Annotated in this window: 29 protein-coding genes; 11 read left to right on the forward strand and 18 right to left on the reverse strand. The window is 68.8% G+C overall.

The features are described from left to right. Positions 1 to 104 precede the first annotated feature (104 nt). The 6 genes from GFK26_RS16120 to GFK26_RS16145 form a co-directional block, all read right to left on the reverse strand. On the reverse strand, positions 105 to 515 hold the full coding sequence (locus GFK26_RS16120; RefSeq protein WP_153282829.1) for a hypothetical protein: 411 nt from the start codon (positions 513 to 515) through the stop codon (positions 105 to 107). A 39-nt stretch (positions 516 to 554) separates the two neighbouring features. Beyond that, complete coding sequence (locus tag GFK26_RS16125) at positions 555 to 830, reverse strand: hypothetical protein (RefSeq protein WP_153282830.1); 276 nt, start codon at positions 828 to 830, stop codon at positions 555 to 557. Continuing rightward, positions 827 to 1,834, reverse strand: coding sequence for a glycerophosphodiester phosphodiesterase (locus tag GFK26_RS16130; protein ID WP_153282831.1), 1,008 nt, complete (start codon positions 1,832 to 1,834; stop codon positions 827 to 829). Before GFK26_RS16130 ends, GFK26_RS16125 begins: the two co-directional genes overlap by 4 nt. Then, positions 1,831 to 2,412, reverse strand: a complete 582-nt coding sequence (locus tag GFK26_RS16135) for a DUF1439 domain-containing protein (protein WP_153282832.1) — start codon at positions 2,410 to 2,412, stop codon at positions 1,831 to 1,833. The genes GFK26_RS16130 and GFK26_RS16135 overlap by 4 nt, the downstream gene beginning before the upstream one ends. A gap of 72 nt (positions 2,413 to 2,484) precedes the next feature. Then, positions 2,485 to 2,973 carry a GNAT family N-acetyltransferase gene (locus GFK26_RS16140; RefSeq protein ID WP_153282833.1) on the reverse strand — a complete coding sequence of 163 codons (489 nt, stop codon included), beginning with the start codon at positions 2,971 to 2,973 and terminating at the stop codon, positions 2,485 to 2,487. Between the two features lie 11 nt (positions 2,974 to 2,984). Beyond that, complete coding sequence (locus tag GFK26_RS16145) at positions 2,985 to 3,497, reverse strand: AAA family ATPase (protein WP_153282834.1); 513 nt, start codon at positions 3,495 to 3,497, stop codon at positions 2,985 to 2,987. Between the two features lie 479 nt (positions 3,498 to 3,976). Between GFK26_RS16145 and idi the strand changes: the two genes are divergently transcribed. Together idi and GFK26_RS16155 are read left to right on the forward strand one after the other, a co-directional pair. Further along, the gene (idi, locus tag GFK26_RS16150) at positions 3,977 to 4,522 is read left to right on the forward strand and encodes an isopentenyl-diphosphate Delta-isomerase (RefSeq protein WP_153282835.1); all 546 of its coding nucleotides are present in this window, start codon (positions 3,977 to 3,979) and stop codon (positions 4,520 to 4,522) included. A gap of 366 nt (positions 4,523 to 4,888) precedes the next feature. Continuing rightward, positions 4,889 to 5,209, forward strand: coding sequence for a LysR family transcriptional regulator (locus GFK26_RS16155; protein ID WP_228122034.1), 321 nt, complete (start codon positions 4,889 to 4,891; stop codon positions 5,207 to 5,209). Positions 5,210 to 5,232: 23 nt separating this feature from the next. Here the strand turns inward: GFK26_RS16155 and GFK26_RS16160 are convergent, their stop codons facing one another. From GFK26_RS16160 to GFK26_RS16195, 8 genes are all read right to left on the reverse strand, one after another. Further along, entirely contained in the window at positions 5,233 to 6,018 is a 786-nt protein-coding gene (locus GFK26_RS16160) for an amino acid ABC transporter ATP-binding protein (RefSeq protein ID WP_153282836.1), read from the reverse strand. Continuing rightward, the gene (locus GFK26_RS16165; RefSeq protein ID WP_153282837.1) at positions 6,002 to 6,655 is read right to left on the reverse strand and encodes an amino acid ABC transporter permease; all 654 of its coding nucleotides are present in this window, start codon (positions 6,653 to 6,655) and stop codon (positions 6,002 to 6,004) included. The genes GFK26_RS16160 and GFK26_RS16165 overlap by 17 nt, the downstream gene beginning before the upstream one ends. Before the next feature lie 18 nt (positions 6,656 to 6,673). After that, positions 6,674 to 7,330 (reverse strand): amino acid ABC transporter permease, encoded by a 657-nt coding sequence (locus GFK26_RS16170; protein ID WP_153282838.1) that lies wholly within the window; start codon positions 7,328 to 7,330, stop codon positions 6,674 to 6,676. A 31-nt stretch (positions 7,331 to 7,361) separates the two neighbouring features. After that, positions 7,362 to 8,168 (reverse strand): transporter substrate-binding domain-containing protein, encoded by an 807-nt coding sequence (locus tag GFK26_RS16175; RefSeq protein ID WP_153282839.1) that lies wholly within the window; start codon positions 8,166 to 8,168, stop codon positions 7,362 to 7,364. Next, positions 8,165 to 8,917 (reverse strand): GntR family transcriptional regulator, encoded by a 753-nt coding sequence (locus GFK26_RS16180; RefSeq protein ID WP_153282840.1) that lies wholly within the window; start codon positions 8,915 to 8,917, stop codon positions 8,165 to 8,167. The genes GFK26_RS16175 and GFK26_RS16180 overlap by 4 nt, the downstream gene beginning before the upstream one ends. Positions 8,918 to 9,004: 87 nt before the next feature. Next, positions 9,005 to 10,339, reverse strand: coding sequence for an MFS transporter (locus GFK26_RS16185; RefSeq protein WP_153282841.1), 1,335 nt, complete (start codon positions 10,337 to 10,339; stop codon positions 9,005 to 9,007). A gap of 43 nt (positions 10,340 to 10,382) precedes the next feature. Beyond that, entirely contained in the window at positions 10,383 to 11,456 is a 1,074-nt protein-coding gene (locus GFK26_RS16190) for a hypothetical protein (protein WP_153282842.1), read from the reverse strand. Between the two features lie 324 nt (positions 11,457 to 11,780). After that, entirely contained in the window at positions 11,781 to 12,281 is a 501-nt protein-coding gene (locus tag GFK26_RS16195; protein WP_153282843.1) for an ester cyclase, read from the reverse strand. Between the two features lie 142 nt (positions 12,282 to 12,423). On the opposite strand from GFK26_RS16195, the gene GFK26_RS16200 reads away from it, so the two are divergent. Continuing rightward, on the forward strand, positions 12,424 to 13,146 hold the full coding sequence (locus GFK26_RS16200; protein WP_153282844.1) for a Crp/Fnr family transcriptional regulator: 723 nt from the start codon (positions 12,424 to 12,426) through the stop codon (positions 13,144 to 13,146). 22 nt (positions 13,147 to 13,168) lie between these two features. On the opposite strand, the gene GFK26_RS16205 is transcribed toward GFK26_RS16200, so the two are convergent. From GFK26_RS16205 to GFK26_RS16215, 3 genes are all read right to left on the reverse strand, one after another. Then, a complete protein-coding gene (locus tag GFK26_RS16205; protein WP_153282845.1) occupies positions 13,169 to 14,146 on the reverse strand; it encodes a Bug family tripartite tricarboxylate transporter substrate binding protein in 978 nt (325 codons plus the stop codon). A gap of 41 nt (positions 14,147 to 14,187) precedes the next feature. Beyond that, on the reverse strand, positions 14,188 to 14,628 hold the full coding sequence (locus GFK26_RS16210) for an OsmC family protein (protein ID WP_153282846.1): 441 nt from the start codon (positions 14,626 to 14,628) through the stop codon (positions 14,188 to 14,190). Between the two features lie 128 nt (positions 14,629 to 14,756). After that, positions 14,757 to 15,167, reverse strand: a complete 411-nt coding sequence (locus GFK26_RS16215) for a CHRD domain-containing protein (RefSeq protein ID WP_194274094.1) — start codon at positions 15,165 to 15,167, stop codon at positions 14,757 to 14,759. Between the two features lie 345 nt (positions 15,168 to 15,512). On the opposite strand from GFK26_RS16215, the gene GFK26_RS16220 reads away from it, so the two are divergent. Beyond that, positions 15,513 to 17,210, forward strand: a complete 1,698-nt coding sequence (locus tag GFK26_RS16220) for a long-chain fatty acid--CoA ligase (protein ID WP_153282848.1) — start codon at positions 15,513 to 15,515, stop codon at positions 17,208 to 17,210. A 25-nt stretch (positions 17,211 to 17,235) separates the two neighbouring features. Here GFK26_RS16220 and GFK26_RS16225 read toward each other — a convergent pair whose 3' ends face one another. After that, positions 17,236 to 18,144 (reverse strand): AraC family transcriptional regulator, encoded by a 909-nt coding sequence (locus GFK26_RS16225; RefSeq protein ID WP_153282849.1) that lies wholly within the window; start codon positions 18,142 to 18,144, stop codon positions 17,236 to 17,238. A 102-nt stretch (positions 18,145 to 18,246) separates the two neighbouring features. Here GFK26_RS16225 and GFK26_RS16230 point away from each other — a divergent pair, with 102 nt between their 5' ends. From GFK26_RS16230 to GFK26_RS16260, 7 genes are all read left to right on the forward strand, one after another. Beyond that, positions 18,247 to 18,990: an SDR family oxidoreductase gene (locus tag GFK26_RS16230; RefSeq protein ID WP_153282850.1), complete on the forward strand. Its 744-nt coding sequence runs from the start codon at positions 18,247 to 18,249 to the stop codon at positions 18,988 to 18,990. A gap of 105 nt (positions 18,991 to 19,095) precedes the next feature. Beyond that, positions 19,096 to 19,599, forward strand: a complete 504-nt coding sequence (locus tag GFK26_RS16235) for a sigma-70 family RNA polymerase sigma factor (RefSeq protein ID WP_153282851.1) — start codon at positions 19,096 to 19,098, stop codon at positions 19,597 to 19,599. Next, positions 19,596 to 20,645 (forward strand): FecR domain-containing protein, encoded by a 1,050-nt coding sequence (locus tag GFK26_RS16240; protein ID WP_228122035.1) that lies wholly within the window; start codon positions 19,596 to 19,598, stop codon positions 20,643 to 20,645. The genes GFK26_RS16235 and GFK26_RS16240 overlap by 4 nt, the downstream gene beginning before the upstream one ends. A 73-nt stretch (positions 20,646 to 20,718) precedes the next feature. After that, entirely contained in the window at positions 20,719 to 23,205 is a 2,487-nt protein-coding gene (gene fhuE, locus GFK26_RS16245) for a ferric-rhodotorulic acid/ferric-coprogen receptor FhuE (RefSeq protein ID WP_194274096.1), read from the forward strand. A gap of 91 nt (positions 23,206 to 23,296) precedes the next feature. Continuing rightward, positions 23,297 to 23,599: a DUF3649 domain-containing protein gene (locus tag GFK26_RS16250; RefSeq protein ID WP_153282853.1), complete on the forward strand. Its 303-nt coding sequence runs from the start codon at positions 23,297 to 23,299 to the stop codon at positions 23,597 to 23,599. Continuing rightward, positions 23,596 to 25,224 carry a PepSY-associated TM helix domain-containing protein gene (locus GFK26_RS16255; protein WP_153282854.1) on the forward strand — a complete coding sequence of 543 codons (1,629 nt, stop codon included), beginning with the start codon at positions 23,596 to 23,598 and terminating at the stop codon, positions 25,222 to 25,224. The genes GFK26_RS16250 and GFK26_RS16255 overlap by 4 nt, the downstream gene beginning before the upstream one ends. Continuing rightward, the gene (locus GFK26_RS16260; protein ID WP_153282855.1) at positions 25,221 to 25,583 is read left to right on the forward strand and encodes a DUF3325 domain-containing protein; all 363 of its coding nucleotides are present in this window, start codon (positions 25,221 to 25,223) and stop codon (positions 25,581 to 25,583) included. The genes GFK26_RS16255 and GFK26_RS16260 overlap by 4 nt, the downstream gene beginning before the upstream one ends. Positions 25,584 to 25,594 lie beyond the last annotated feature (11 nt).

The following is a 25,594-nucleotide window of genomic DNA, read 5'->3' on the forward strand; positions in this document are numbered from 1 at the left end:
ATACGGCCGGCGAGCAAGGGAATTCACGAGCGATCTCCATGGGCAATACAGCGAACGCTGCGAGCCGGCAAAGGCTCACTGCGGACGGACTACGGGCAGGAAGATCAGGAAATGGGCGGCTTGAAGCCCAGGACGGGCTCGGCGCTCGCAAAGCGGGCCGCATGTGCGGCCGGCGGCGCCTGGGGCGCCGCATGCGGGGTGTCGACCAGCGGCATGCCGCCGAGCGCCACCGTGTGGCAGACCTGGCAGGCGACACAGGTGCCGCAGTCCGCGTGGTCGGTGCCATGGGGTTGCTGCGCGTCGCCGCTGTTGTCATGCATGGCCGCCATGTCGTGGCCGGTGTCGGCCTCCATGGTGGCTTCGTGGCAATGCGACTCGGCGATGCCAGCTGCTGCGGACACCACCGCCTCGGCGGCAGGCAGCGAATGCCGCACCATTTCGACCGCCATGGCATCGCCGAGCCAGCCGCGGATGGGCAGCAGGGCGATCATGAGGGCGAGCAGCAGGGTGCGCATGGTGGTCGCGATGATAAACCGGGGCGGGGCCTCAGCGCCTCAAGACACCAGCTGGCCGCGGGCCTTGTCGACCCACACCTGCAGGTTGTCGAGCAGGTCTTTCTGGCTGAACGAGCAGCTTTCCTCGCTGAACAGCGCGCTCGATTCAAGGCGGTCCAGCAGGTTCAGCAGCACCTCGCCGTAGCGCGGCGGCAGGGCGCCGAGCAGCTCGGCGCTGTCGCGCGCGGCCGTGGAGAGCGTGGTGATGGAGCCGTTGCCGCCTTGCAGCGCGGCGACGCCCGAGGCGATGGCGTCGAGTTGCGTCGCTGCGCTCATGACGCCGCCTTCGCCGGTGCCGGCAGTGCCAGGCCCCGTTCGCGCATCAGGTCGCGCAACACATCGGGGTAGTCGGTGATCAGTCCGTCGACGCCCGCGTCCATGAGACGGACCATGTCGGCGCGCTGGTTCACGGTCCAGGGCACGACCTTCATGCCGAGCTTCTGCGCTTCGCGGATCGCGGGGGCGCCCAGGTCGGCATGCGCCGGCGACCAGATCACCGGTCCGGCGGACGTGCCCGCCGCGGCCTTCACGAGCTGCGGCACCGAGGCGAAGCTCGCGGCATCCAGGCCGGCGGTCCAGCGGCTGTCCTTCAGCGTGCGGGCGGTGGTGAGGTAGGCGCGCGGCAACTGCGGCGCGAGCTGGCCGACCAGCGCGAGGGTGCGCCAGTCGAAGCTCTGGAGGGTCACGCGGTCGGCCATCTTCGCCTTGTCGATCTCGGCCAGCAGCGCACGCACCATGGGCTCGGGCGCGGCGGTCTCGTCGGGCTTGGTTGGGTCGATCTTGGTTTCGATGTTGAAGTGCACCCGCGCGGCATCGGCGCCGCGCGCCTGCACCTGCGCGAACAGCGCGGCCAGCGTGGGAATGCGCTCGCCGTCGCGCGGCTGCTGCAGCGCGAACTGCTTGCCGTAGTTGCTCGCGGGGTTGAGGCGGCCCACGTCGTACGCCTGCAGTTGGGCCAGCGTGAGCGAGCGCACCGACGGGCCGGGTTTGGCCGTGAGCCAGGCGCCGCGCGCGTCGCGCGTGTGGTCGGCGTTGAGCGCCGTGTCGTGCGACACCACCACCACGCCGTCGGCCGTGAGCCCGATGTCGAGTTCGAGCGTGGTCACGCCCAGGTCCATTGCATTCGAGAACGCGGCCAGCGTGTTCTCGGGCGCCAGGCCGCGTCCGCCGCGGTGGGCCTGCAGGTCGAAGTGCTGCTTCACCTTGGGGGCGATGGCGGCACAGCCGGCGCCGACGAGCGCAGCGGCGGTCAAGAGGAGAAGGACGGCGCGATGTTTCATTTGAGTTGCACTTTGATGCCGTTGTCTTGCACCGTGATGTCGCCCACCTCGTAGGTCTTGCGACCGACCGTGAGTTCGTCGGCCGTGAAGCTGCGCAGGATCTGGCCCTGCAGCAGTTCCTGCGCGACCACCGCGCCGACCTTCTGCAGGCGCTCTGCGTCGCGGCCTTCCACGCCCTGCAGTTCGAGCCGCTCGGCCTTCGGCTGGTCGAGCCGCAGCGCGCGCGCCGCCACGTCGTAGCGCAGCGCACTGCTCACCGACACCAGGCCCTGCACCGGCGAGGCCGCCAGCAGCGGGCTGGCGATGGTCAGCGTGGCCGTGATGGCGGCGCGGTTGGTGCGCGCGTCCAGGCCCAGCTGCGGGTCGCGCAGCCCGACCATGAAGATCTCGGCATAGCGCTCGGCCACCGGAAAGCGCTTGGCGATCTGCGTCTGCAGCTCCTCGCGCGTGGCGGTGTATTCGCTGGTGAAGAAGTTGAAGCCGGCCAGCGCCGCGAACGGCGCGGGCAGGGCGGCGGCGCCCAGCAGCGCGCGCAGCACTCGGCGGCGGAAATGGGAAGGCGGGATTCGGTCGGTCATGGAGCGTGCGAGCTTGCCACAGGCAACGAGGTTCCCGCCAGCGCCGAAGCGGCCCGCTAGCGTGTGGGACGGTCAGCCGTCGACGCGCAATTCGTAGCGCGCAAACGACCCATTGCGCAGATCGATGCAGCTGTGCAGCGTGAAGCCGAAGCCTTCGTACAGCGTGCGCAGCGCGGTGCGGTCGGCCACGCAGTCCAGCCGCAGCCAGGGCCGTCCGAGCGCGCGGGCGTGGTCACGCGCGTGGCCCAGCAACGCACGCGACACGCCCCGGCCCGCCCACGTGCGGCGCACGGCCAGCTTGTGGACGAACAGCGCGCTGCCGGGCGCGATCTCGGGCCAGAACGATGGGTCTTCCAGGTCGAGCCGCATCACGCCGGCCCACTCGCCGTTGTCTTTCGCAACGACGTAGCGGCCGTCATCGGTGTCGCGCTGGATGCGTTCGAGGCCGGTGTCGGCGGCGTTCCAGAGCGGACGGCCGCCCTCGGCGAGCCATTGCGCGGCTTCGGTCAACACGGCCGCGACAGCGGGCGCTTCGGTGGGGAGGGCGGGTTCGATGTGCATCGGCGGGCAGCTTACAGACCCTGGCCATGCCGGATCACATGGAACCCTTCCGCGGCCGTCGGCGGCGCGAAGTGGCGGGTGATCAGGTCGAACTCGGCGTCGGAGGTCTCGAACGGGTGCTCGCCCGCCGCGTTGCGCGCACGCAGCCGCGCCTTGCAGATGTCGTCCGGCACGTCGAGAAAGTGCAGCTGGTGTGCGGCGCCGGCTTGCTCGAAGAGGCTGCGCGCCCAGGCGCGGTGGGTCACGGTGTTGGCCGGAAAGTCGAGCACCACCGACACGCCGGCGCCGAGCAGCGCGCAGACGTGGTCGCCCATCGCCTGCTTCAGCCGGCCCGATGCGCGCACGTAGTCGGGCAGCGTGTGGATTTCATCGGGGTAGAGCGCTGCGAGCCAGGTGTCTTCGCTGATGCACACGGTGCCGGGCGCTTGCGCCAGGCGCCGGGTCAGCGTGGACTTTCCGGCGCCGATCTTGCCGCAGACCATGTGCAGCACGGGCGAGGGAAGTGGGGGCGGTGTCGGTGTCATTCGGTCTCCTGCAGGTGGGGAAGGAACCCCCGGGAGACGGGCAAGAAAAACCCGCCTCCTGGGGCGGGTTGGATGGCGTGGCTTCGAACCGTGCGCTAACCCACCCGCTCTCGCGAGAGCGGGCGAATGATCGATGCGGTGCGAACGCGGGCCATGAGGTCGAGGGTAACCGAGGTCGCGCTTTCGGGGGCGGCGGCATGGATGAACCAGGAACTGCGGTCGAAATGCGCCGGGATTTTTTACAAGTGAAATCAGGCGCACTGATTTGCCGATTCGATATTCTTGTTATCTGTGTAATTGGTTGTATGTATTCGACTTGGAGGCATTCCTGTCGATGTAGTGGTTTTGGATTAATTTGAATTTCCTATGGATGTTCGAAAGCCGATCCATGCTAAAGAAGCGGCTCGATTTTTCGGGCCGCCCGGACACTGAAACGTGGGGGCCGCGGCGCTTTGCAAACCTTCAGTTCTGGAGCCCTCATGGACGAATTTCTGATCGCAGTGGACGCCGAAGACCGCCCTCTGCACGCGGTCGAGAAGATGAGCGCCCACCGCGAAGGCGTGCTGCATCGGGCGTTCTCGGTCTTCATCTTCGACACGCAAGGCCAGGTGCTGATGCAGCAGCGCGCGCTGGGCAAGTACCACTCGCCCGGTCTGTGGAGCAACAGCTGTTGCGGGCACCCACGCCCCCACGAAGAGACCGGCGCCGCCGCTGAGCGCCGACTCTACGAAGAGCTGGGCCTGCGCTGCGTGCTCAAGCCGGTGGCGGCCTTTCTCTACCGCGAGGCCGTGTCGGCCGAACTGATCGAGCACGAGTACGACCATGTGTTCGTCGGCATCGCGCGCGACCTGCCGCGGCCCGACCCGGGCGAGGTGCGCGAGTGGCGCTGGCTGGCGTTGCCCGAGCTGCACCGCGAGCTGGCGCGGGCGCCGACGCACTTCACCATCTGGCTGCACCGGATTGCCGAGCGCTTCGGGCCGGAGGGCTTGAGGTCCTGGAGGGCGCAGGCCATGGCGGCGCTGTGACGCAGATGCCACGGATTGCCGTGGTTCATCCAATGAGTCAAATGTAATGAAAAAGTTGAATATCAAAAATTCTGACTTTAACTACAATTGCGAATGCACTAAATTTGAAACTCAGGCGCAATGCCTCCTCGTATTTGGGGATGAACGCCGGTTCGAGAATTGAATGTGAAAAAATCTCAATCTTGAATTGACCGGGTTTTCGAAATTATTGGGAATTCAGGCAATTGAAATTCCCCGTTGCATGGCCCTTCGCCATTCGATGCGATTGAATTGCTTTGAAAGAGGGCAGACATGAAGCACAAGCGCGAACAGGCCCCGATGTGCACCGCCACATCCACCGCGCCTCTCGGCTGAGAGGCAGTAGCGGTGCTGCGCATCACCTTCCGACAACTGGAAGCCTTTCACTGGGCCGCGACACTGGGCTCCGTCAACGCGGCGGCCCGTCATCTGTTCGTGAGCCAACCGGCCATCACGGCGCGCGTGCGGGAGCTCGAGGGCATCCTCGGACACGCCCTGTTCGCGCGCAGCCAGCAGGGCGTGCAACTCACCGCCGCTGGCGGCGAGCTGTTTCAGCGGGTGCAGGTCCTGCTGCAAGCAGGCGAAGATTTCGAGCGGCGCGGCGGGCGGCCTCTGCCGCCGTTGACTGCGGGGTTGCGGGACTGCGTCGACGAGCCGCAGCACCTGTAGCGGCCCCGCCCGCAAGGGCCCGCTCAGTCGTGCAGCGACGACAAAAACTGCCTCAGCTCCGGCGTCTGCGGTGCACCGAACAGATCCGCCGGCGGCCCCATCTCGTGCACGCGGCCCTGGTGCATGAAGATCACGCGGTCGCTGACCTTGCGCGCGAAGCTCATCTCGTGCGTGACCATCAACAGCGTCATGCCTTCGTCGGCCAGCGACTCCACCACGCGCAGCACCTCGCCCACCAGTTCGGGGTCGAGCGCCGACGTGATCTCGTCGCACAGCAGCACGGCCGGCTCCATCGCCAGCGCACGGGCGATCGCCACGCGCTGCTGCTGGCCGCCCGACAGCTGATCGGGCATCGCATCGAACTTCTCGGCCAGGCCCACGCGTTCGAGCAGCTTGCGCGCCTGCGAAGCGGCTTCCATCGACGATCGCTTTTTCACCAGCGTGGGCGCGAGCATCACGTTCTTGCCGACCGTGAGGTGCGGGAACAGGTTGAAGCCCTGGAAGATCATGCCCACGCGCTGGCGCAGCGTGCGCATGGCCATCGCGCTCTCGTGCAGCAGCGGCTTGCCGTCGACGGTGAGCGCGCCTTCCTGGAACACCTCGAGCCCGTTGATGCAACGCAGCAGCGTGCTCTTGCCCGAGCCGCTCTTGCCGATGATGGCGATCACCTCGCCGCGCTTCACGTCGAGGTCGATGCCCTTGAGCACCTCGTTCGTGCCGTAGGACTTGCGCAGCGCCGTGATGCGCACGATGGGCGCGGCGAAAGATGCGGCTTCGGGTTGCGGTTGGGGTTCAAGCACGGCGGCCATGGGTCTTCCTCTCGAGGGTTTTGGCGTACAGGCTCACGGGGAAGCACAGCACGAAGTAAAGCAGGGCCACGCAGCTGAACACCACGAAGGGCTGGAAGGTGGCGTTTGAAATCATGCTGCCGGCCTTGGTGAGTTCGACAAAGCCGATCACCGACGCCAGCGCCGTGCCCTTGATCACCTGCACCAGGAAACCGACGGTGGGCGCAATGGCGATCTTCACGGCCTGCGGCAGGATCACGTGGCGCATCTGTTCGGCGAAGCTCAGCGCCAGGCTGCCCGAGGCTTCCCACTGGCCCTTCGGAATCGAGGCCACGCAGCCGCGCCAGATCTCGGTAAGAAAGGCGCTGGTGTACAGCGTGAGCGCCACGCTCGCGGCCGTCCACGCCGACACGTCGATGCCGAACAGCGCGATGCCGAAGTAGGCGAGAAACAGCTGCATCAGCAGCGGCGTGCCCTGGAACAGCTGCACGTACAGGCCCACGGCCCGCGCGGCCGCCTTGCCGCCGCGCAGCCGCGCGAACAGCAGCAGCCCGCCCACGAGCCCGCCGCCGACGAAGGCGATGAGCGAGAGCACGACGGTCCAGCGCAGCGCCATCAGCAGGTTGCGCAGGATGTCCCACAAGGAAAAATCGACCATGGTGAAAGTGCCTCGCGGTCAGCGGCCGAAGAAGAAACGCGGCCCGGCCCAGTTGAGCAACCGGCGCAGCGCCACGGCCAGCGCGAGGTACAGCAGCGTGGCGACGATGAAGGATTCAAAAGCGCGGAAGTTGCGGCTCTGGATCAGGTTGGCCGCGTAGCTCAGCTCCTCGGTCGAGATCTGTCCGCACACCGCCGAGCCCAGCATCACGATGACGATCTGGCTCACCATCGCGGGCCACACCTTCTTGAGCGCCGGCGGCAGTACCACGCGCAAAAACACCTGCGCCTTGCTGAGCGCCAGGCTCACGGCGGCCTCGATCTGCCCCTTGGGCGTGGCCTCGATGCCGGCGCGGATGATCTCGGTCGAGTACGCGCCGAGGTTCATCACCATCGCGATGATCGACGCCACCTCGGGCGAGAGCTTCACGCCCGCGGCCGGCAGGCCGAAGAAGATGAAGAACAGCTGCACGATGAAGGGCGTGTTGCGGATCAGCTCCACATACGTGCCGGCGATCCAGCGAAGCCACACCGGCCCGTGGGCGCGCGCCCAGGCGCAGGCCACGCCCAGGGCCAGGCCGATGACCGTGGCGATGGCCGTCAGGCCGATCGTCCAGGCGATGCCCTTGGCGAGCAGCCGCCAGTCGACGAGAACTGCACCGAAATCGAATTCCATGGCGGTGCCTTGGTTCGTGCGTCTGCTGTGCTCAGACCGGCAGGTCGCCGGCCGCCTTGCCGAGCCACTTCTTGGACATCGCGTCGAGCGTGCCGTCCTTCTTGGCGGCGGCAATGATCTCGTTGACCCGCGTCTTCAATGCGGTTTCGCCCTTCGCGATGCCGATGAAGCAGGGGCTGTCCTTCAGCAGCAGCTTGAACTCGGCGCTCACCTTCGGGTTCTTGGCGAGCATGTCGCCGGCCACCGCCGCGCTGGTGGCGATGGTTTGCGTCTGGCCGGCCACGAAGGCGGCGATGGTCGCGTTGTTGTCCTCGAAGCGGCGGTAGTCGACGTTCGACGGCGCCACCTTGTTCAGCTCCTGGTCTTCCATGGCGCCGCGCGTCACGGCGACGGTCTTGCCGGCCATGTCGGCAAAGCTGGTGAGCTTCATGCTCTTGCCCGCATACACGGCCTGGAAGAAGGGCGCGTAGGCCGCGCTGAAGTCGATCACCTTCTCGCGCTCGACGTTCTTGCCGAGCGTGGAGATCACGAGGTCGGCCTTGCGCGTCTGCAGGTAGGGAATGCGGTTCGCGCTCGTCACCGGAACCAGCTCGACCTTCACGCCGAGCTTGGTGGCGATGAGCTGCGCCATCTCGACGTCGAGGCCCTGCGGCTGCATGTTGCGGTCGACCGAGCCGTACGGCGGGTAGTCGGTGGGCACGGCGATCTTGATGGTCTTGGCCTTGAGCACGTTGTCGAGTGCGTTCTGCGCCTGGGCGGCGCCGGTGGCGGCGAGCAGGGCGGCGGAGGCCAATGCGAGGGCGAGGCGACGGGATGCGGAAGTGGTGAACGTGGTCATAGCAGGGCTCCTAGGTAGGTCGATGAATCGGTGGCGTCGTCGGCAGGCGCTGTCTTGCGACGGCGCTTCGGCGTGGTGGTGTTCAGGGGGGCCAGCGCATCGCGCAGCTGCGCGAGCGGGTCGGTGGGCGCCTGCACGCGCAGCGCCGACTGCACCGTGCCGATGTGTTCGGCCATCAGCGCCTCGGCGGCGGCGTGGTCGCCGCGCTCCAGCGCCGCGACGATCTGCACGTGGTCTTCGCACGACTGCACCGCATCGTGCGTGCTCTGGTAGAGCATGGCGATCAGCGTGGTGCGCGCGGTGAAGTCGCGCAGCGTGTCGGCCAGCAGCGTGTTGCCCAGGCACTCGGCCAGGCACACATGGAAGTCGCCCAGCAGGAAGCTGCGGTGGCCGACGTCGCTCTCTTTCAGTGCGGCCTTTTCACGCTGAAGGTGCGCCTTCAGTTGGCGCAGGGCACTCTTGTCGATCCTGCCCGTACTGCGGATGAGGCCGAGCTCGATCACGCGCCGCGCCTCGAAGGCCTCGCGCGCCTCGTCCTGCGAGGGCTCGATGACGAACCAGCCGCGCCGCGCGCTCACCGTGACGATGCCGCGCGCGGCCAGCCGCGTGAGCGCCTCGCGCACGATGGTGCGGCTGCAGTCGAACAGCATCGCGAGCGGCTGCTCGCCCAGGCGCGCGCCGGGCGCGAGCTTCTGCGCCATCACCGCTTCGACGATGCGTGCACTGATTTCGGATGCGGAGATGGCCATATGCCTGCATATCAGCAGCTTCTGTGCCAACTGGTATGCAAGCTGTGTGCACCGAAATGGGCCGGCCGGGTCGCGCCGGCAGTGCGCCTACCGCTTGCCGAGCGCGCGGCGGGGCAGGGCCAGCAGCATGAGCAGCGCCGACAGCACCAGCGCACCGCTCAGCACATACAGGCTGGCCGTGAAGCCGCCCGTGAGCGTCTTGAGCGCGCCCACCATCATCGGCGCCACCAGCCCCGCGCTGCCGCCGATGGTGCTGATGAGCGCAATGCCCGCCGCCGCGGCGCTCTTCGACATGAAGCTGCCCGGAATCGCCCACAGCACGGTGAAGGCACTCGAGATGCCCATCGACGCGAGCGCCAGGCACAGCACGGCGGCGATGGGGCTTTGCATGAAGAGCGTGGTCAGCGCCAGCCCGGCCGCGCCCGCGAGCGCGCCCAGCGCGAAGTGCCAGCGGCGCTCCTGGTGCCGGTCGGAGTGCCGCCCCACGAGGATGTTGGCCGCAATGCCCGCGATGGCGGGAATCACCGAATAGAAGCCGATCTGCAGCACGCTGAGGCCCATCGACTTGAGGATCGTCGGCTGCCAGAACGACAGCGCATAGATGCCCAGGATGATGAGGAACGACATGAAGCCGATCAGCCACACGCGCCCGTCGCGCATCGCTGCGCCGAAGGTGTGGCGACCGGCGGCGCCGTGCGCGGCCTGGTCTTCGGCCAGCAGGCGCGCCACGCGTTGCTTCTCGGCCGTCGAAAGCCACGGCGCCTGCGCCGGGCTGTTCGACAGAAAGCGAAAGGCCATGACGCCCAGCAGCACGCTCGGCAGGCCTTCGAGCAGGAACAGCCACTGCCAGCCGCGCAGCGCCAGCACGCCGTCGAGGTAGGTCATCGTGAGCCCGGCGATCGGCCCCGCGACGATGGGCGCCGCGCCAAAGGCCATGAAGAACAGCGCGGTGGCCTGCGCGCGGCGGCGCGAGGGAAACCACAGCGTCAGGTAGAACAGCACGCCCGGCGCAAAGCCGGCCTCGAACACGCCGATGAGAAAGCGCAGCACGTAGAACTGCGTGGGCGTGGTGGCGAACATCATGGCCGCCGAGGCCAGGCCCCACAGGCCCATGATGCGCAGCAGCGTGGCGCGCACGCCGATCTTCGCGAGCATCAGGTTGCTCGGAATCTCGAACACCGCATAGCCGAGAAAGAAGATGCCGGCGCCCAGGCCGAACACCGCGTCGCTGAAGCCCAGCTGGTCCTTCATCTGCAGCTGCGCGTAGCCGACGTTGGTGCGGTCCAGGTAGTTCAGCACGTAGCAGGCGCACAGCAGCGGCATCAGCCGCCAGGTGATCTTGCGAAAGAGCGCGGCGTCTTCGCGCGCATCGGCCGAGGCCGGTGTGCGCGCGTCGGCGGCAGCGAGGGTGGCGGTGTTCATCGGTGTGTCTCCTTCTTGTTTGGCCGTCGCGTGTGCGAGCGGGTCAGGTCCGCACGAGCGCACCGAAGCTGGTTTCGCCCCACAGGTGGCTGGTCGGCGCACCCGGAAACAGCCAGTGCGGCGAGCACTCGGCCGATGGCACCACGTTGCTGAACCCGTGCAGCGCCGAGGTGCCCGCCAGCGTCTTCTCGAGCACCATCGACAGGTACTGGTCGTTGCTGCTTTCTTGCGTGTTGCCGTTGAGGATCACCTCCGCGCCCGTGGCCTGCGCATAGCGGCGGATGCCGTTGTGGCGCGACTGCAGCGGCGCCCAACTGTCGGCCGCCACGCCGTTCTCGCTGCTCACGCGCAGGCCGTCGGCGCAGCGGTAGACCAGCGAATGGTTGCCTTCGGTGTGCCCTGGCGTGTGGACCAGCGCGACGCCCCGGCCAAGCTGCAGGCTGCCGTCGAAGGCGACGATGCGTTCGGCCGGCACCGCGTCCAGGCCGTGCGGGCAGTACCACTCCGCCTGCACGGGCAAGAGGCCCTGCACATTCGCGAGTTCCTGGCGATGCACCAGCAGCTTCGCGTTCGGCAGCAGGCCCGGCGCGTCCGCACTGCCGAGCCAGCGGCGCACGTCCTGCGTGTGCAGGTGGTCGTAGGTGATGTAGTCGATCTGTTCGGGCGCCACGCCGCAGCTGGCGAGCGCCTGCAGCACGGTCTGGTAGACCGGCGCGATGGCCTTGTGCAGGAACTTCGGCGTCTGCTCGCTCAGGCGCTTGAAGTAGGGCGTTTCGTTGCCGGCCTCGAAGTCGGCCGGCGTGAAGAGCAGCGTGCGCAGCCGGCCTTCGAAGTCGTCGTACTGGATGAGCACGGTGCGCGCCAGCAGATGCACCATGTGCGGCTTGAGCAGCTGCTGCGAGTACACGCCGGTGAAGGCGAACCACGCGGGGTACGGAATGCGCAACAGGTTGAAGCTGCGCGCGAAGTGAACGGGCGGTGCGTCGAGCAGGCGCTCGCGCAGGGCTTGCGCGCCGCGGCGGATGGCGCGCAGGCGGTCTTGCGGCAGGGCGGCGTGGCGCGTGCCGTCGAGTTCGGTGATCTGCGCGAAGCCGGTGGGGTCGGGGTCTCGGGTCATGGTCGTCTCCTGTATTCGGCCGTGTTGGTTTTTCGACGTGCGGTGTCGTTCAGGGCGACGCTCCCGCCGACGGGGAGCCTTGCTCCGCGAATGTCCCCCGCCTTCGGCTCCTCCTTGATTTCGCTGCGCAAGGCACCCCATCGACGTGAGCGTTGGGCAGTGCAGCTGTTGATCGGTCGCACACCACCGCCGCGTCCCGTGCGCAGGACACTGGGTGCTTCCCGCAGCGAAATCAAGGAGGAGGGCGAAGCCCGGGGGACATTCGCGGAGGGAAGTACCCGGTGGCCTGTGCACTCGCCCTGAACGCAACGCGCGCACCACCGGTCACGCCGTGGCGGCCTCAGGTTGCGGGGCCGTCTGGCCGAGCAGTCCGGCAACCAAGCCGCCCACCATCTCCGCAGGCACACCCACCAGCAGCTGGCGCAGCATCGTCAGCGTGTCGAAGTACACGCGCTCGCAGACCAGCCGGTCGCCCTCGAAGATGAAGAAGGCGTTCATGCGGCAGCGAAAGCTGTTGCCCGTCGGCGGCAGGCCCTTGAGCGGGCCGCGGTGCGTGCCGAGCAGCCAGAACTCGACGATCACCGAGTCGTGGGCGTGGCGCAGCTGGATGATCTCGTGGCGCTGATCAGGGAAGGCGCGGCGCGTGTCGATGTAGTACTGGCGCACGTCGGGGATGCCGTCGTGCACCTCGCCGCTGGGAATCAGCTCGTAGTGCGGATGCGGAAAGGTGCCGAGCACCGCGTCGAAATCCTGCCGGGTCTCGTCGGCGAAATGGTCGAGCACGAGGCGCTCGCGGCGGGCTTGCAGGTCGGTCAGGGTGTTCATCGGGGTGTGCTCCATGTGACAGGGATGACAGGGGACATCGGGTTGCCGCGAATGCGTCGACCCGGGTGGCCTGCGTACTATCGACAGCCCCTCGAACCCAGACTGTCCGGTGTTGGCAATCGGTGCCCCGGACAAACCCGCGATGCCACGGTCCTCCCTTTTCGCCAGCCCCGCCGAGCCGGATGCGCAGCACTCGCCCGTGCACAACAGCGACATGCGGCTGGCCGACGACGTGCAGCAGCGGCTGCTCGCGGTGGCGCACCGGCGCACGCTGGTGCGCGGCGAATCGCTGTTCCACAAGGGCTCGTCGCCCGACGCGCTGTTCGGCGTGGTCAGCGGCTCATTGCGCGTGAGCGTGGTCGCGCCGGGCGGTCGCGAAGCGGTGATCGCGATGCTGGAGCCGGGCCACTGGTTCGGCGAGGTGTCGCTGCTCGTGGGGCGCGAGCGCGTCTACGACACCTGCGCAGTCGACACCACCGAGATGGCCGTGGTCGCGGCGGCCGACTTCCATCGGCTGATCGCCGACCACCCCGATGTGCACATGGCCTTCACGCGGCTCGTGTGCCTGCGGCTGCGCCAGGCGCTGGCCTGGATCGACGACGTGATCCTGATGCCGCTGCCCGTGCGGCTCGCGCACCGGTTGCTGACGCTCGATGCGCGCGCGGCCACGCCGGCGGAGGACGGCGGCGGCACGCTGCTGGGCGTGTCGCAGGAAGACCTGTCGTTCATGCTCGGCGTGTCGCGCCAGAGCGTGAACCGGCTGCTGAAGCTGTGGGAAGAAGATGGCACGCTGCGCGTGCGCTACCGCAGCATCGAGCTGCTCGACCGCGCACAGCTGGAGCGGCACGCGGCCACGCCGCCCTGAACGTGAGGGACGCTGGCGGGGTTCAATCCATCCGCGCGCCCGACGCCTTCACCGCCTTGTCCCAGCGCGGCGTTTCTGTTGCCAGGAAGCGCGCGAAGTCTTCGCTGCCCAGGTAGGCCGGGTCCGCACCCTGGCTCACCATGCGCTCGCGCACCTCGGGGCTGGTCAGCACCTGTTTGAACGCATCGCTGAGTTTGGCGACCACGTCTTTCGGCGTGTCCTTCGGCGCGAGGAAGCCGTAGAAGCCCACCACCTCGAAGCCCTTCACGCCCGACTCGATGACGGTCGGCACATCGGGCAGCGCGGGGTTGCGTTCGCGGCTGGTCACGGCCAGCGCGCGCACCTTGCCCTGCTTGTGATAGTTGGCGGCCTGCGGAATCGATTCGGCCATGAACTGCACCTGCCCGCCCATCAGGTCGGTGAAGGCCGGGGCGCTGCCGCGGTAGGGGATGTGCACCATGAAGATGCCGGTCGCGGTCTTGAACATCTCGGGCACGAGGTGGCTGATGCCGCCGTTGCCGGCCGAGCCGTAGTTGATCTGGCCGGGCCGCGCCTTGGCGTAGTCGATGAACTGCTTCAGGTTCTGTACCGGCAGCTTGGGCGTGACCAGCAGCGCCAGCGGCTGCATGGCCGTGCGCGCGATCGGCACGAAGTCGCGCTGCGTGTTGTAGGGCAGCTTGCTGTAGAGCGCGCCGTTGATCACCGCCACGCCGGTGTTGGCCAGCATCAGCGTGTAGCCATCGGCCGGGCTCTTGGCGACCGCGTCGGCGCCCACCGAACCGCCCGCGCCGGGCTTGTAGTCGACGATCAGCGGCTGGCCGAGCACGGCCTGCAGCTTGTCGGTGAGCAGGCGCGCATGCTGGTCGAGCGGGCCGCCGGCCGGGAAGCCGATGACGACCTTGATCGGCTTGTCGGGGTAGGCGGCGATCACTGCCGTGGTGCCGAGCGTGCCGAGGGCGAAAGAAAGGACCGCCAGTGCGGTCCGGGTGGGCTTGTTCATGATCCGTCTCCTTGTTGTGGAGACGATCATAAGCAGCGCGGTCAGCCGGCCAGCGTCGCCTTCAGCGTGATCTCGGGCACGCTCGCCAGCGCCTTCGACAGCGGGCAGCCGGCCTTGGCGGCGGCGGCGATCTGCTGGAACTTCGCCTCGTCCAGGTTCGGCACGCTGGCGTCGAGTTCCAGCGCGATGCGGTCGATCTTGAAGCCTTCGCCGTCCTTGGCCAGCCGCACGGCGGCGCGGGTGTCGATCTTCGTGGCGGCCAGGCCTTCCTTTTCGAGCGCGAAGGCAAAGGCCATCGTGAAGCAGGCCGCGTGCGCGGCGCCCACGATCTCTTCGGGGTTGGTGCCGCGCCGGTCGTCTTCGAAGCGGCTGGCGAAGCCGTAGGGATAGTCTTTCAGGGCGCCGGTCTCGGTGCTGACCTGGCCCTTGCCGGTCTTGCCGGCGCCTTCCCAGTGAACGCTTGCGTGCTTTTCTGCTGCCATGGCGATTCCTTCAGTCGGGGTGGTGGTGGGTTGCTCGGAGTGAGAACCGCAGGTATCGCTCCGAAAGCCGCCGCTGTCTGTAGTCGCAGGGCGCATCGCGCGTGGCGATGATCGCGCCCGGGCCGATCTCAGACGCCGTGCACGCCGGACGTGCTGCGCTTCAGCTGACCCCGGACTTCGCCCGCCGGCCAGGCCTGGGTCGACACGCTGACGTACCAGAGACCGGCCATGAGGTCGGCCATTTGTGCCGGCGTCAACGTGCTCGTGCCGGTCAGCTCGTAGCCGTCGCCGTCCGGGTCGCGCAGCTCGGCCCGGCTGTGCGGCGGCAGCTGGATCACCAGCGGGCCGTTGCTGCCCTTGGCGGCAGGGCCATGGAAGCCCGCGAGCGTCGCCGGCCCGCTCAGGCGCGCGTAGTTCACGCGCCACTGGAAGCTGCCGGTGGCGAGCGTCAGGGTTCCGAACATCGAGCCGCCGCCCTTGCTGCTTTTTCTGGGGAGGGGCGGAACCACCTCCTCGGTGCCGAGCCAGCAGTCGGCCATGAACCACGTCGGCGGCTCCTTGGGCTGCGAGGATGTCGCCGGCTCCTGCGGTCCGAACCTGGAGAGCAGCGCGCAGCCTGTCGCGGCCAGCGTGGCACCGAAGAGGACGATCCGTCGGCGGAGGGTGGGGCGGGCGGAATCAGGCATGGCAGACAGGCGCAGGTGAAGCGGAGCCCGCACGATAGCCGATGCGTTCACACGGCCAACGTACGACTAATGGGCGTCGCCAAGGTGACGCCCCGAGGGCTTCCCCGATGGGAGCGGCGGCCGCTGCGTCTTAGGCTGGCGCGCTGCGCCTTTTTCGCACCGCTTCTTTTTCTCTTTCCTTCCGCCTGTTCACAGACCATGCAACCACGCCCGCATTACAAGTTCTGGCCCAAGCGCCTCCCGCATTCGATCACCGTGCCCGCCACCTCGCTGTGGCACAACCTCGCGACCTCGGCGGCGCGCTATCCCGACAAGGCCGCGCTGGTCTTCTTCGGCCGCGTGCTGAGCTACCGCGAGGTGGCCGACCAGGTCGAGCGGCTGGCCGGCACGCTGCATGCGCTGGGCGTGCAGCGCGGCGACCGCGTGGTGCTGAACATGCAGAACTGCCCGCAGCTGGTGATCGCGCATTTCGCGATCTTGCGCGCCAATGCCGTCGTGGTGCCGGTCAACCCGATGAACCGGGCCGAAGAGCTCAAGCACTACATCACCGACCCCGACGCCAAGGTCGCGATCACCACCGGCGACCTCGCGGCCGAACTGGCCAAGGCCAGCGATGCGTTGCCGGCCGAGCAGCGCCTGTCGCATGTCATCGTGACCCAGTTCACCGACGCCTTCGATGCGAACGTGACCGGTGACGACGCCCCCGCGCCGGCCTGGGCCGACTGGCTTGGCACGCGCCATCCGCTGCCCGCGCTGGCGGGCGGCCAGGCGATGGCCTGGACCGACGCGCTCGCGGCCGGCCACCCGGCGCCCGCGCATGTCGTGGGTGCGAACGACATGGCGCTGCTGCCCTACACCAGCGGCACCACCGGCCTGCCCAAGGGCTGCGTGCACCACCATTCGAGCCTCATGCACAACGCGATGGCCGGCCAGCTCTGGGGCCAGGCGACGTCGGAGGCGGTGGTGCTGGCCGTGGTGCCGATGTTCCACATCACCGGCGTGGTGAGCATGATGCACACCTCGATCCTCGCGGCGGCCACGCTGGTCATCATGCCGCGCTGGGACCGCGACGTGGCGGGCCGGCTCATCTCGCGCTGGAAGGTCACGAGCTGGACCAACATCCCGACCATGGTCATCGACCTCATGGCCAGCCCCAACTTCGCGAGCTACGACCTCACGAGCATGACCCACATCGGCGGTGGCGGCGCCGCCATGCCGCAGGCCGTGGCGCAGCGCTTGTTCGAGCAGTACGGCCTGAAGTACCAGGAAGGCTACGGCCTCACCGAGACCGCCGCGCCCTCGCACACCAACCCCTCGGACCACCCCAAGCAGCAGTGCCTGGGCATTCCGTTCATGAGCACCGACGCGCGCGTGGTCGACCCCGACACGCTGCAGGAGATGCCCATCGGCGAATCGGGCGAGATCATCATCCACGGCCCCGAGGTGTTCCAGGGCTACTGGAAGCGCCCCGACGCCACGAGGGCCGCCTTTGTCGAGTTCGAGGGCAAGCGCTTCTTCCGCTCGGGCGACATGGGCCGCATGGACGAGGAGGGCTACTTCTTCATCACCGACCGCCTCAAACGCATGATCAACGCGAGCGGCTTCAAGGTGTGGCCGGCCGAGGTCGAGCTGCTGATGTTCCGCCACCCCGCGATCCAGGAAGCCTGCGTCATCTCGACCAAGGACGACTACCGCGGCGAATCGGTCAAGGCCGTGGTGGTGCTGCGCGCCACGCACAAGGACACGACCGAGCAGCAGATCATCGACTGGTGCCGCGAGAACATGGCGGTCTACAAGATTCCGCGCAAGGTGGCGTTTGTGGATGCGCTGCCGAAGAGCGGCAGCGGCAAGGTGATGTGGCGGTTGCTGCAAGAAGCTGAGCAACCGGCGGCCTGAGCCGCCGCCGCATCTTCTGCATCTGCTACGACGGCTGGCGCGCGTAGCGCCCCGGCGCCTGGCCCACATGGCGGCTGAACGCCGTGCTGAAGGTGCTGGCCGAGGCATAGCCGACGCGCGCGGCCACGTCTGCCGGTGCGCAGCCGCCGCGGCGCAGCAGGTCCTTGGCGATCGCCATGCGCCACGCGAGCAGGTATTCCATCGGCGGCAGTCCCACGGCGCGCGAGAAGCGCTCGAAGAACGCCGAGCGCGACAGCGCGGCCTTGCCGGCGAGCTCTTCCACCGTCCATGAACGCGCGGGGTCCGCGTGCATGTGCCGCACGGCGGCGGCCAGCCGGCTGTCGGCCAGCGCGCGCAGCAGCCCCGGCGGCGCGCCGTCGCCGGGCGCCGAGCGCAGCGCCTCGATCAGCAGCACCTCGACCAGCCGCCCGAGCACGAGGTCGCGCCCCGGTCGCTGCGCCATGGACTCTTCGCGCACGAGCTGCACCAGCAGCGACAGCCGCGCGACGCCGCGCATGTGCAGCACCGAGGGCAGCAGCGACACCATCAAGGCAGCGTCCGGGGAGTCGAAGGCGAAGTAGCCGCCGAGCATGCGCACGTCGGGCGGGCCTTCGCGATCGCCGTGGCGGACCTCGCCGTGGGCGTCCTCGCGCGCCGCTTGTTCATGCGGGTCGAGAAACACCGGTGGCGCCGGCGTGAGCCCCGACAGCGTGAAGCCGGGCGTGGCCGGCATCAGCAGGAAGTCACCGGCGGCCAGCGCCAGCGGCGGTTGCCCATCGACCGCCAGGACGCACTCGCCCTCGAGCATCGTGCAGAAGCTGGGTTGGCCGAAGGCCGTGTAGCGCACGGCCCAGGCACCGGCGCCCGCGATCACCTTGGAATACACGGCGCGCGGCCGAAGCAGCGCGATGACCTCGGCGAGTGGATCGGCCATGGCTGGACTCCTGCAAAAGAAATGGCGACGCTGGATGGTAGCGAGTCCGGCTGATGGCTCCTATCGTTGGGGCTCTTCATCACCCACCTCCAAGGAACGCCATTGAAAACCGCACTGATCACCGGCTGCTCGTCCGGCTACGGCCTGGCCACCGCACGCCACTTTTACGCGCAGGGCTGGCGCGTCATCGCCACCATGCGCACGCCGCGCGACGACCTCTTTCCCGACGCGCCGAACCTGCGCGTGCTGCCGCTGGACGTGACGCAACCCGACAGCATCGCCGCCGCCATCGCGAACGCGGGCCCGATCGACGTGCTCGTGAACAACGCCGGCGTCGGGCTCTTCGGCGCCTTCGAGGCCACGCCCATGGCCACCGTGCGCGAGGTGTTCGAGACCAACACCTTCGGCATGATGGCCATGGCGCAGGCCGTGCTGCCGCAGTTCCGGACGCGGCGCTCGGGACTGCTGATCAACGTCACCTCGACCGTCACGCTCGCGCCGATGCCGCTCGTGGCTGCGTACACCGCGAGCAAGACGGCCATCGAGGGCTTCACCGCCTCGCTCGCGTTCGAGCTGGCGGCGTTCAATGTGCGCGTGAAGCTCGTCGAGCCGGGCTACGGGCCCGGCACGCGCTTCACCGAGAACGGAGCGCAGCGCATGCAAGGCCTGATCCCGCCGGACTACGCACCGCTCGCGCAGGCCGTCTTCGCGGCACTGGGCAACCCGACGGACCTGACCACGGCGGCCGATGTGGCCGAGGCCGTCTGGCGCGCCGCGAACGACACGGAGGCGACGCTGCGCTATCCGGCCGGTGCGGACGCGCTCGCACTTGCGCAGCCGGCCTGAGCCGGGGTGCCTGGAAGCACGGGGAGGGCGGTCCTGCGGTCTTTTTGCTTAAAATGAGAATAATTCTTATTTGTAGACGGAGCTCCCGCCCCCGTGCCGCCCGCCATGTCCGCTGCCGAAGCCGCCTTCCAGCAAGTCCACACCCTCTACAGCGACCACCACGGCTGGCTCCAGTCGTGGCTGCGCAAGAAGCTCGGCAACTCGTGTGACGCGGCCGACCTGGCGCAGGACACCTTCGCGCGGCTGCTGACGGCGCGCAACCCCGAGGTCATTGCGCAGCCGCGCGCCTACCTCACGAGCGTGGCCAAGAACATCCTCGTGAACTGGTACCAGCGCCAGGCGCTGGAGCGCGCCTACCTCGAGGCGCTGGCCGTCATGCCCGAGCCCGAGGCGCCGTCGCCGGAGCAGCGGCTGGTGATTTTGCAGACGCTGCACGAGATCGACGCCATGCTCGACGCCCTCAAGCCGCTCGCACGACGCGCTTTCCTGCTGTCGCAGCTCGACGGCATGAAATACGAAGACATCGCGCGCGAGTTGGGCGTGTCGCTCGTCACCGTCAAGCGCTACATGCAGCAGGGCTTCCGCGGCTGCCTGGCGGTGATGGCATGAGCGCCATGAATTTCGAAACATCGGCACTTGCCCCGCGCGTGCTCGACGAGGCCGCCGAATGGCTGATGCGGTTGCACGACAGCGCCGTCACCGACGAAGACCGCCGCGCCTGCGAGCGCTGGCGCCAGAGCCATCCTGACCACGCCCGCGCCTGGGCACGCGCCGAGCTGCTGATGAACAAGCTCGGCGGCCTGCCGCCGGCGCTGGCGATGTCTTCGCTCGCGCGACCCGCACGCGGGAATGGCAACAACCGCCGCGCCACGCTCGGCCGGCTCGCCGCGCTGCTTGCGGCCGTGCCCGCCGGCTGGCTCGGCTGGCAGGCGGTCGAGATGGCGGATGAGCGCGGCTGGATGGCCGGGCATCGCACCGGCACCGGCGAGCGCCGCGAACTGCGGCTGGCCGACGGCAGCCGCCTCACGCTCAACACCGCCAGCGCGGTCGATGTGCACTTCGACGGCGTGCAGCGCCTCATCGTGCTGCACGCGGGCGAGATCTTCATCGCCACCGCGCCCGACCCCGCCGGCGTGCATCGCCCGTTCCGCGTGGCCAGCGCCGGCGGCACGCTGGAAGCCTTGGGCACGCGCTTCAGCGTGCGCAAGGAAGCGGACGGCGCCACCCACGTCGCCGTGCTCGAAGGCGCGGTGCGCATCACGCCCGACCGCGCCGCCGCGCGCGTGTTGCCGGCCGGGCAGCAGGCCCGCTTCACGGCCGACGGCATCGACAGCGTCAGCCCGGCGGATGCCTCGGTGCTGGCCTGGACGCAGGGCATGCTGCTCGCCGACGGCATGCGGCTGGCCGACTTCGCCGCCGAGCTGTCGCGCTACCGCCCCGGCCTGCTGCAGTGCGATGCGGCCGTGGCCGACCTGCGCATCTCGGGCGCATTTCCGCTGGCCGACACCGATGGCGTGCTGCGCATGCTGGTGTCGACCTACCCGGTGGACGCGGCCACGCGCCTGCGCGGCTACTGGGTCACGCTCGTGCCGCGCGCGGCGCAAGAAGATGCAGAAGCGGCGGGCGCCTCGAAAAATATTTCGATCCGGGGGTGAGACTTTTTTTCGTTTCGGCTGGCAAGGAGGGTGAAGAACTCACCGTCGTTGCCCAACCGAAAGGCCCGTCTCCATGTCCGCATCCCGCCCGTCCGCCTTGCGCCCGTTCGCAGAGCGCCGCCTGAACACCGTCCTTCGCCATGCCTTGATGGCGCTCGCCCTCGGCGGCCTGGCCGGCGCGGGAGGGCCGGCCTTCGCGCAGGCATCGTCGTCGCTCGACGCGGCGGCGTCCCGCGCCTACGACATTCCCGCCGGCCCGCTCGGCCGTACGCTCGCCACCTTCGCGGCCGGCAACGGCATCGCGCTGTCGTTCGATCCTGCGCTGACGCAGGGGCGAAGCAGCCCCGCAATTTCAGGCCGCTACACCGCGCGTGAAGCCATCGAGCGCCTGCTTGCGGGCAGCGGCCTTCAAGTGGTGGCGCGCACCGACGGCAGCTACACGCTGAACCGCCGCGAGGCCGGCGCGCCCGTCGCAGGGAACGCAGGGCAGGGCGGTATCGACACGCTCTCGCCCGTCACCGTCACGGCCGACGCCGACCGCAGCGGCACGACCGAAGGCACCGGCAGCTACACCACGCGCGCCACGGCGGCGGCCACGGGGCTGTCGTTGTCGCCGCGCGAGACGCCGCAGTCGGTCACCGTCATCACGCGCCAGCAGATCGACGACCAGAACCTGCTGTCGCTCGGCCAGGCCATGCAGAACGTGCCCGGCGTGTTCGCCGTGAGCTCCGACAGCGACCGTACCGACCTGTACGCGCGCGGCTTCTACATCGACAACTACCAGTACGACGGCGTGCCGACCACGGTCACGACCGACTTCTTCGGCGCCTCCACCAACGACCCGGTGCTGTACGACCGCATCGAGGTCGTGCGCGGCTCGACCGGGCTGCTCACCGGCGCGGGCAATCCGTCGGCCTCGGTCAACTTGGTGCGCAAGCACGCCGACAGCAAGGTGTTCGCCGGCAGCGCGTCGCTCGCGCTGGGCTCGTGGAATTTGCGCCGCGGCACGGTCGACCTGCAGACCCCGGTCACGAAAGACGGCCGCGTGCGCGCCCGCATCATCGGCATGACGGAAGACCGCGACTCCTTCATCGACATGTACCACGGCCGCAAGCACGTGCTGTACGGCGTGGTCGATGCCGACCTGTCGCCGAGCACCACGCTGAGCGTGGGCATCGAGTCGCAGGCCACGCGGCCCACGTCGTCGACCTGGGGCGGGCTGCCGCTGACCTTCAGCGACGGCACGGCCACGCGCTGGGACCGCTCCAAGACCATCGGCACGCCGTGGACCCACTGGGACACGACCACCACCACGGCGTTCGCGAACCTCACGCACCAGTTCGACAACGGCTGGAAGCTCAAGGCCAATGCCTCGCACCGCGACAGTCAGCAGAACGCCAAGCTGCTGTACCTCTTCGGCGGGCTGGACCGCTTCACCGGCCGCGGCCTGGGCTCGCTGCCCGGCTACTTCGAACACGAGTTCCGCCAGAACAGCCTCGACGTGCAGGCCACCGGCCCGTTCACGTTGCTGGGCCGCACGCATGAGCTGGTGGTGGGTGTCACCAACAGCCAGTCGCGCTACGTGGAGGCGAGCCATCCGCGCACCAGCGCGTTGCCCGACACCGGCAACTTCTACCAGTGGAATGCTGCGTCGTACCCCGAGCCGGCCTGGGACCCGCTGAAGGTCTCCGGCATCACCAAGACGCGCCAGACCGGCTATTACGGCGCCGCGCGCCTGTCGCTGGCCGATTCGCTCAAGCTCATCGTGGGCGGCCGCCAGAACAGCTGGCGCTCCACGCGCCTGACCGCCGACGCCCCGGCCACGCGTGAGCACGAGGTGTTCACGCCCTACGCGGGCCTGGTGTACGACCTGAGCCCGAACTACTCGGTGTACGCGAGCTACACCGACATCTTCCAGCCGCAGAACTACCGCGACGCCGGCGGTTCGTACCTCGACCCGGTGACCGGCAAGAGCTACGAGATCGGCCTCAAGGGCGAGCACCTGAACGGCAAGCTCAACACCTCGATCGCCGTCTTCCGCGCCGAGCAGGAAAACGTGGCGCAGCGCGACGGCACCAAGCTCGTGCCCAACTCGACCGAAGGGGCCTACTACGGCGCGCGCGGCGTGACCAGCAAGGGCATCGAGCTGCAGGTGTCGGGCGAACTGGCCCCGGGCTGGCAGCTGAGCGCGGGCATCGCGCGCACGCTGGGCCGCCAGGGCAACGGCGACCGCATCAACACCACCATGCCGACCACGCAGGCCACGCTGTTCACCACCTACCGCCTGCCCGGCGAATGGCACCGGCTCACGCTGGGCGGTGGCGTCAACTGGCAGAACCGCACCTACTACGCGTACAGCGTGGGCGACGTCGACCTGCGCTACCAGCAGGGCTCGCGCGCGGTCGTGAGCCTGATGGCGCGCTACGCCTTCACGCCCAAGCTGGCGCTGCAGCTGAACATCGAGAACCTCTTCGACAAGAAGTACTACAGCAACATCGACGGGCAGGCCTACTTCGGCACGCCGCGCAACGCGGTGGCGACGCTCAGTTACGCGTTCTGACGGCCGAAACAGCCGGGGCGTGACCCTTTTTCCGTTCTCGTTGGTCATGTAGGGGAGGGGCGCATTTCCGCGCCCTGTTTTCCCGTCCCCGATGTACACCCGCTCTTCCTCTTTTTCTCCCGCCCTGCGGCTGCTGTCCCGCGTCGCGGCGGCCGTGTTCGGCGGCTACGCGCTGGCCTCGGCCGCCGCCGTCTTCCTGGCCGCCGTGCTGCCGTCCGGCCGTGCCGAGGCCGCGCTCGGGGGCATGCAGTTCAGCTTCGCGGTCTACACCGTCGCCGTGATCTGGGCGTTCGCGCCCGTGTCGCTGCCGCGCGCCTGGGCCGGCCTGGTGTTGCCGGCCGTGGTGCTGGCCGGGCTCGGCCTGGCCCTGCGCGGCGCGGGAGGCGGGGCATGAGCACGCCGGCAACCAAGGCGCCGTCGCAGGGCGGCTTCCGCCAGGCCCAGGCCTGGCTGCACACCTGGTGCGGTCTGTGGTTCTCCTGGCTGCTGTTCGCGGTGTTCCTCACCGGCACGCTGGCTGTGTTCGACGAGCCCATCACCCACTGGATGACCCCGGAGCACCACGCCGAGGAAGCCGCAGCCGCCGCGAAGAAGGAGAAGGGCGAGCCCACGGCCGATCGCGCGCAGCGCCTGGCCTGGGGCATGGCCTACATGGCCAGGCACCACCCGGGCGCGCCGATGTGGGAGCTGTGGCCTTCGGACGCGCAAGGCGGCGGCGAGCTGCGCGTGTTCTGGTTCGATGCCAACCGGGAGTACGTGGGCGTGACGCTCGACCCCGTCACCGGCAAGCCGCTGAACGACGGGGCCGGCCACGCGGCGCGCGCCACGCAGGGCGGCCACCACTTCGTCGACTTTCACTACGAGCTGCATGCCGGCACAGTCGGCCTGTGGATCATCGGCATCGCCACGATGGCGATGCTGGTGGCGCTGGTGTCGGGCGTCATCACGCACAAGCGCATCTTCAAGGACTTCTTCACCTTCCGGCCGAAGAAGGGCCAGCGCAGCTGGCTCGACGCGCACAACGCCGTGGCGGTGCTGACGTTGCCCTTCCAGTTCATGATCGCCTACACCGGCCTCGTGATCTCGGGCACCAGCTTCATGCCGGCCCCCAAGGTGCTGCACTACGGCACGGGCCCGGCGGCGCAGATGCGCTTCGTGTCCGAGCTGAGCGGCAGCGAAAACCCCGTCGCCACCGGCCGCGCCATGCCCGTGCCCGTGCTCGAACCGTTCGCCGCGCGCGGCCAGGAGCGCATGGGCCAACCGGTGCGCGCAGTCGTCATCGACCACCCGGGCGACGCGGGCGCGCGCATCGGCGTGTACGGATGGAACGGCGACGACGACGCGCTGCGCCGGCTCAGCGCTGCCACCTCCGGTATGGTGCAGTTCTCGGCCGCCACCGGCGAGGTGCAGCGCGTGCGCCTGCCGGGCGCCGCCGACGGCGGTGCGGCCATGACCGCGCAGTCGGCCATGGGCGGGCTGCACATGGTCACCTTCGGCGGCTGGCCGATGAAGTGGCTCTACTTTCTGTGCGGCCTCGCGGGCACCGCGATGATGGGTTCGGGCGCCGTGCTGTTCATCGTCAAGCGCCGCCAGAAGCACCTCGGCGAGTTCGGCGGCGCGACGGCGCGGGTCTATCGACTGGTCGAAGCGCTGAACGTCGCGGCCATCGCCGGCCTGGCCATTGCCTGCGTGGGCTACCTGTGGGCCAACCGGCTGGTGCCGGTGGGCATCGGGCATCGTGCCGACCGCGAACTGCAGGTCTTCTTCGCGTTGTGGGCGCTCGCGCTCGTGCATGCCTTCGTGCGCCAACCGGCGCGCGCGTGGCGCGAGCAACTCGGTGCGCTGGCCGCGTTGTGCCTGCTGCTGCCGGTGGTCAATTTCCTCACCACGGGCGATCACCTGCTGGCGCAGTTGTTGCGCAGCGATTGGGAAAGCCTCGGTGTCGAGTTGGGCGTCATGGCCTTCGGCCTTGCGGCGCTCGGCGCGCTGCGTCATCTGCTGCGGAAGGGGGCGCGATGACGACGGTGTGGGCTTCGTTGCTTGGCCTCGCGCTGGCGTATGCGGGCATGTCGTGCCTGAGCTTTGCCATGGACCGGCACCACGAGCAGCTGACGCGTGGGCGTGAAGTGCCTGCGCGTCGGCGCACGGGCTTGCGCGTGATCGGCGTGGTGCTGCTGGCCGCGGCCGTCGTGCCTTGCGTGATGGCGTGGGGCGCCACGGTCGGGTCGGTCGCGTGGCTGGGCTTCCTGTCGGCGGGGGCGTTGCCGGTGGCGCTGCTGTTGCCGTACCGCCCGCGCGCCGTCGCGTGGGGCGCCGGTGCTGCTGCCGTGGCTGGTGGTGCGGGGCTCGTGCCGGTGCTGGCGGGGCTGCTGCGCTGAGTCGCGCGGCA

The organism is Variovorax paradoxus (assembly GCF_009498455.1).
Lineage (GTDB): Bacteria > Pseudomonadota > Gammaproteobacteria > Burkholderiales > Burkholderiaceae_C > Variovorax > Variovorax paradoxus_H.

Excerpts from the sequence above, each read along its gene's own strand:
- GFK26_RS16120 (WP_153282829.1), bottom strand. The coding sequence starts at position 515 with ATGCGCACCCTGCTGCTCGCCCTCATGATCGCCCTGCTGCCCATCCGC.
- GFK26_RS16125 (WP_153282830.1), bottom strand. The coding sequence starts at position 830 with ATGAGCGCAGCGACGCAACTCGACGCCATCGCCTCGGGCGTCGCCGCG.
- GFK26_RS16130 (WP_153282831.1), bottom strand. The coding sequence starts at position 1,834 with ATGAAACATCGCGCCGTCCTTCTCCTCTTGACCGCCGCTGCGCTCGTC.
- GFK26_RS16135 (WP_153282832.1), bottom strand. The coding sequence starts at position 2,412 with ATGACCGACCGAATCCCGCCTTCCCATTTCCGCCGCCGAGTGCTGCGC.
- GFK26_RS16140 (WP_153282833.1), bottom strand. The coding sequence starts at position 2,973 with ATGCACATCGAACCCGCCCTCCCCACCGAAGCGCCCGCTGTCGCGGCC.
- GFK26_RS16145 (WP_153282834.1), bottom strand. The coding sequence starts at position 3,497 with ATGACACCGACACCGCCCCCACTTCCCTCGCCCGTGCTGCACATGGTC.
- idi (WP_153282835.1), top strand. The coding sequence starts at position 3,977 with ATGGACGAATTTCTGATCGCAGTGGACGCCGAAGACCGCCCTCTGCAC.
- GFK26_RS16160 (WP_153282836.1), bottom strand. The coding sequence starts at position 6,018 with ATGGCCGCCGTGCTTGAACCCCAACCGCAACCCGAAGCCGCATCTTTC.
- GFK26_RS16165 (WP_153282837.1), bottom strand. The coding sequence starts at position 6,655 with ATGGTCGATTTTTCCTTGTGGGACATCCTGCGCAACCTGCTGATGGCG.
- GFK26_RS16170 (WP_153282838.1), bottom strand. The coding sequence starts at position 7,330 with ATGGAATTCGATTTCGGTGCAGTTCTCGTCGACTGGCGGCTGCTCGCC.
- GFK26_RS16175 (WP_153282839.1), bottom strand. The coding sequence starts at position 8,168 with ATGACCACGTTCACCACTTCCGCATCCCGTCGCCTCGCCCTCGCATTG.
- GFK26_RS16180 (WP_153282840.1), bottom strand. The coding sequence starts at position 8,917 with ATGGCCATCTCCGCATCCGAAATCAGTGCACGCATCGTCGAAGCGGTG.
- GFK26_RS16185 (WP_153282841.1), bottom strand. The coding sequence starts at position 10,339 with ATGAACACCGCCACCCTCGCTGCCGCCGACGCGCGCACACCGGCCTCG.
- GFK26_RS16190 (WP_153282842.1), bottom strand. The coding sequence starts at position 11,456 with ATGACCCGAGACCCCGACCCCACCGGCTTCGCGCAGATCACCGAACTC.
- GFK26_RS16195 (WP_153282843.1), bottom strand. The coding sequence starts at position 12,281 with ATGAACACCCTGACCGACCTGCAAGCCCGCCGCGAGCGCCTCGTGCTC.
- GFK26_RS16200 (WP_153282844.1), top strand. The coding sequence starts at position 12,424 with ATGCCACGGTCCTCCCTTTTCGCCAGCCCCGCCGAGCCGGATGCGCAG.
- GFK26_RS16205 (WP_153282845.1), bottom strand. The coding sequence starts at position 14,146 with ATGAACAAGCCCACCCGGACCGCACTGGCGGTCCTTTCTTTCGCCCTC.
- GFK26_RS16210 (WP_153282846.1), bottom strand. The coding sequence starts at position 14,628 with ATGGCAGCAGAAAAGCACGCAAGCGTTCACTGGGAAGGCGCCGGCAAG.
- GFK26_RS16215 (WP_194274094.1), bottom strand. The coding sequence starts at position 15,167 with ATGGCCGACTGCTGGCTCGGCACCGAGGAGGTGGTTCCGCCCCTCCCC.
- GFK26_RS16220 (WP_153282848.1), top strand. The coding sequence starts at position 15,513 with ATGCAACCACGCCCGCATTACAAGTTCTGGCCCAAGCGCCTCCCGCAT.
- GFK26_RS16225 (WP_153282849.1), bottom strand. The coding sequence starts at position 18,144 with ATGGCCGATCCACTCGCCGAGGTCATCGCGCTGCTTCGGCCGCGCGCC.
- GFK26_RS16235 (WP_153282851.1), top strand. The coding sequence starts at position 19,096 with ATGTCCGCTGCCGAAGCCGCCTTCCAGCAAGTCCACACCCTCTACAGC.
- GFK26_RS16240 (WP_228122035.1), top strand. The coding sequence starts at position 19,596 with ATGAGCGCCATGAATTTCGAAACATCGGCACTTGCCCCGCGCGTGCTC.
- fhuE (WP_194274096.1), top strand. The coding sequence starts at position 20,719 with ATGTCCGCATCCCGCCCGTCCGCCTTGCGCCCGTTCGCAGAGCGCCGC.
- GFK26_RS16250 (WP_153282853.1), top strand. The coding sequence starts at position 23,297 with ATGTACACCCGCTCTTCCTCTTTTTCTCCCGCCCTGCGGCTGCTGTCC.
- GFK26_RS16255 (WP_153282854.1), top strand. The coding sequence starts at position 23,596 with ATGAGCACGCCGGCAACCAAGGCGCCGTCGCAGGGCGGCTTCCGCCAG.
- GFK26_RS16260 (WP_153282855.1), top strand. The coding sequence starts at position 25,221 with ATGACGACGGTGTGGGCTTCGTTGCTTGGCCTCGCGCTGGCGTATGCG.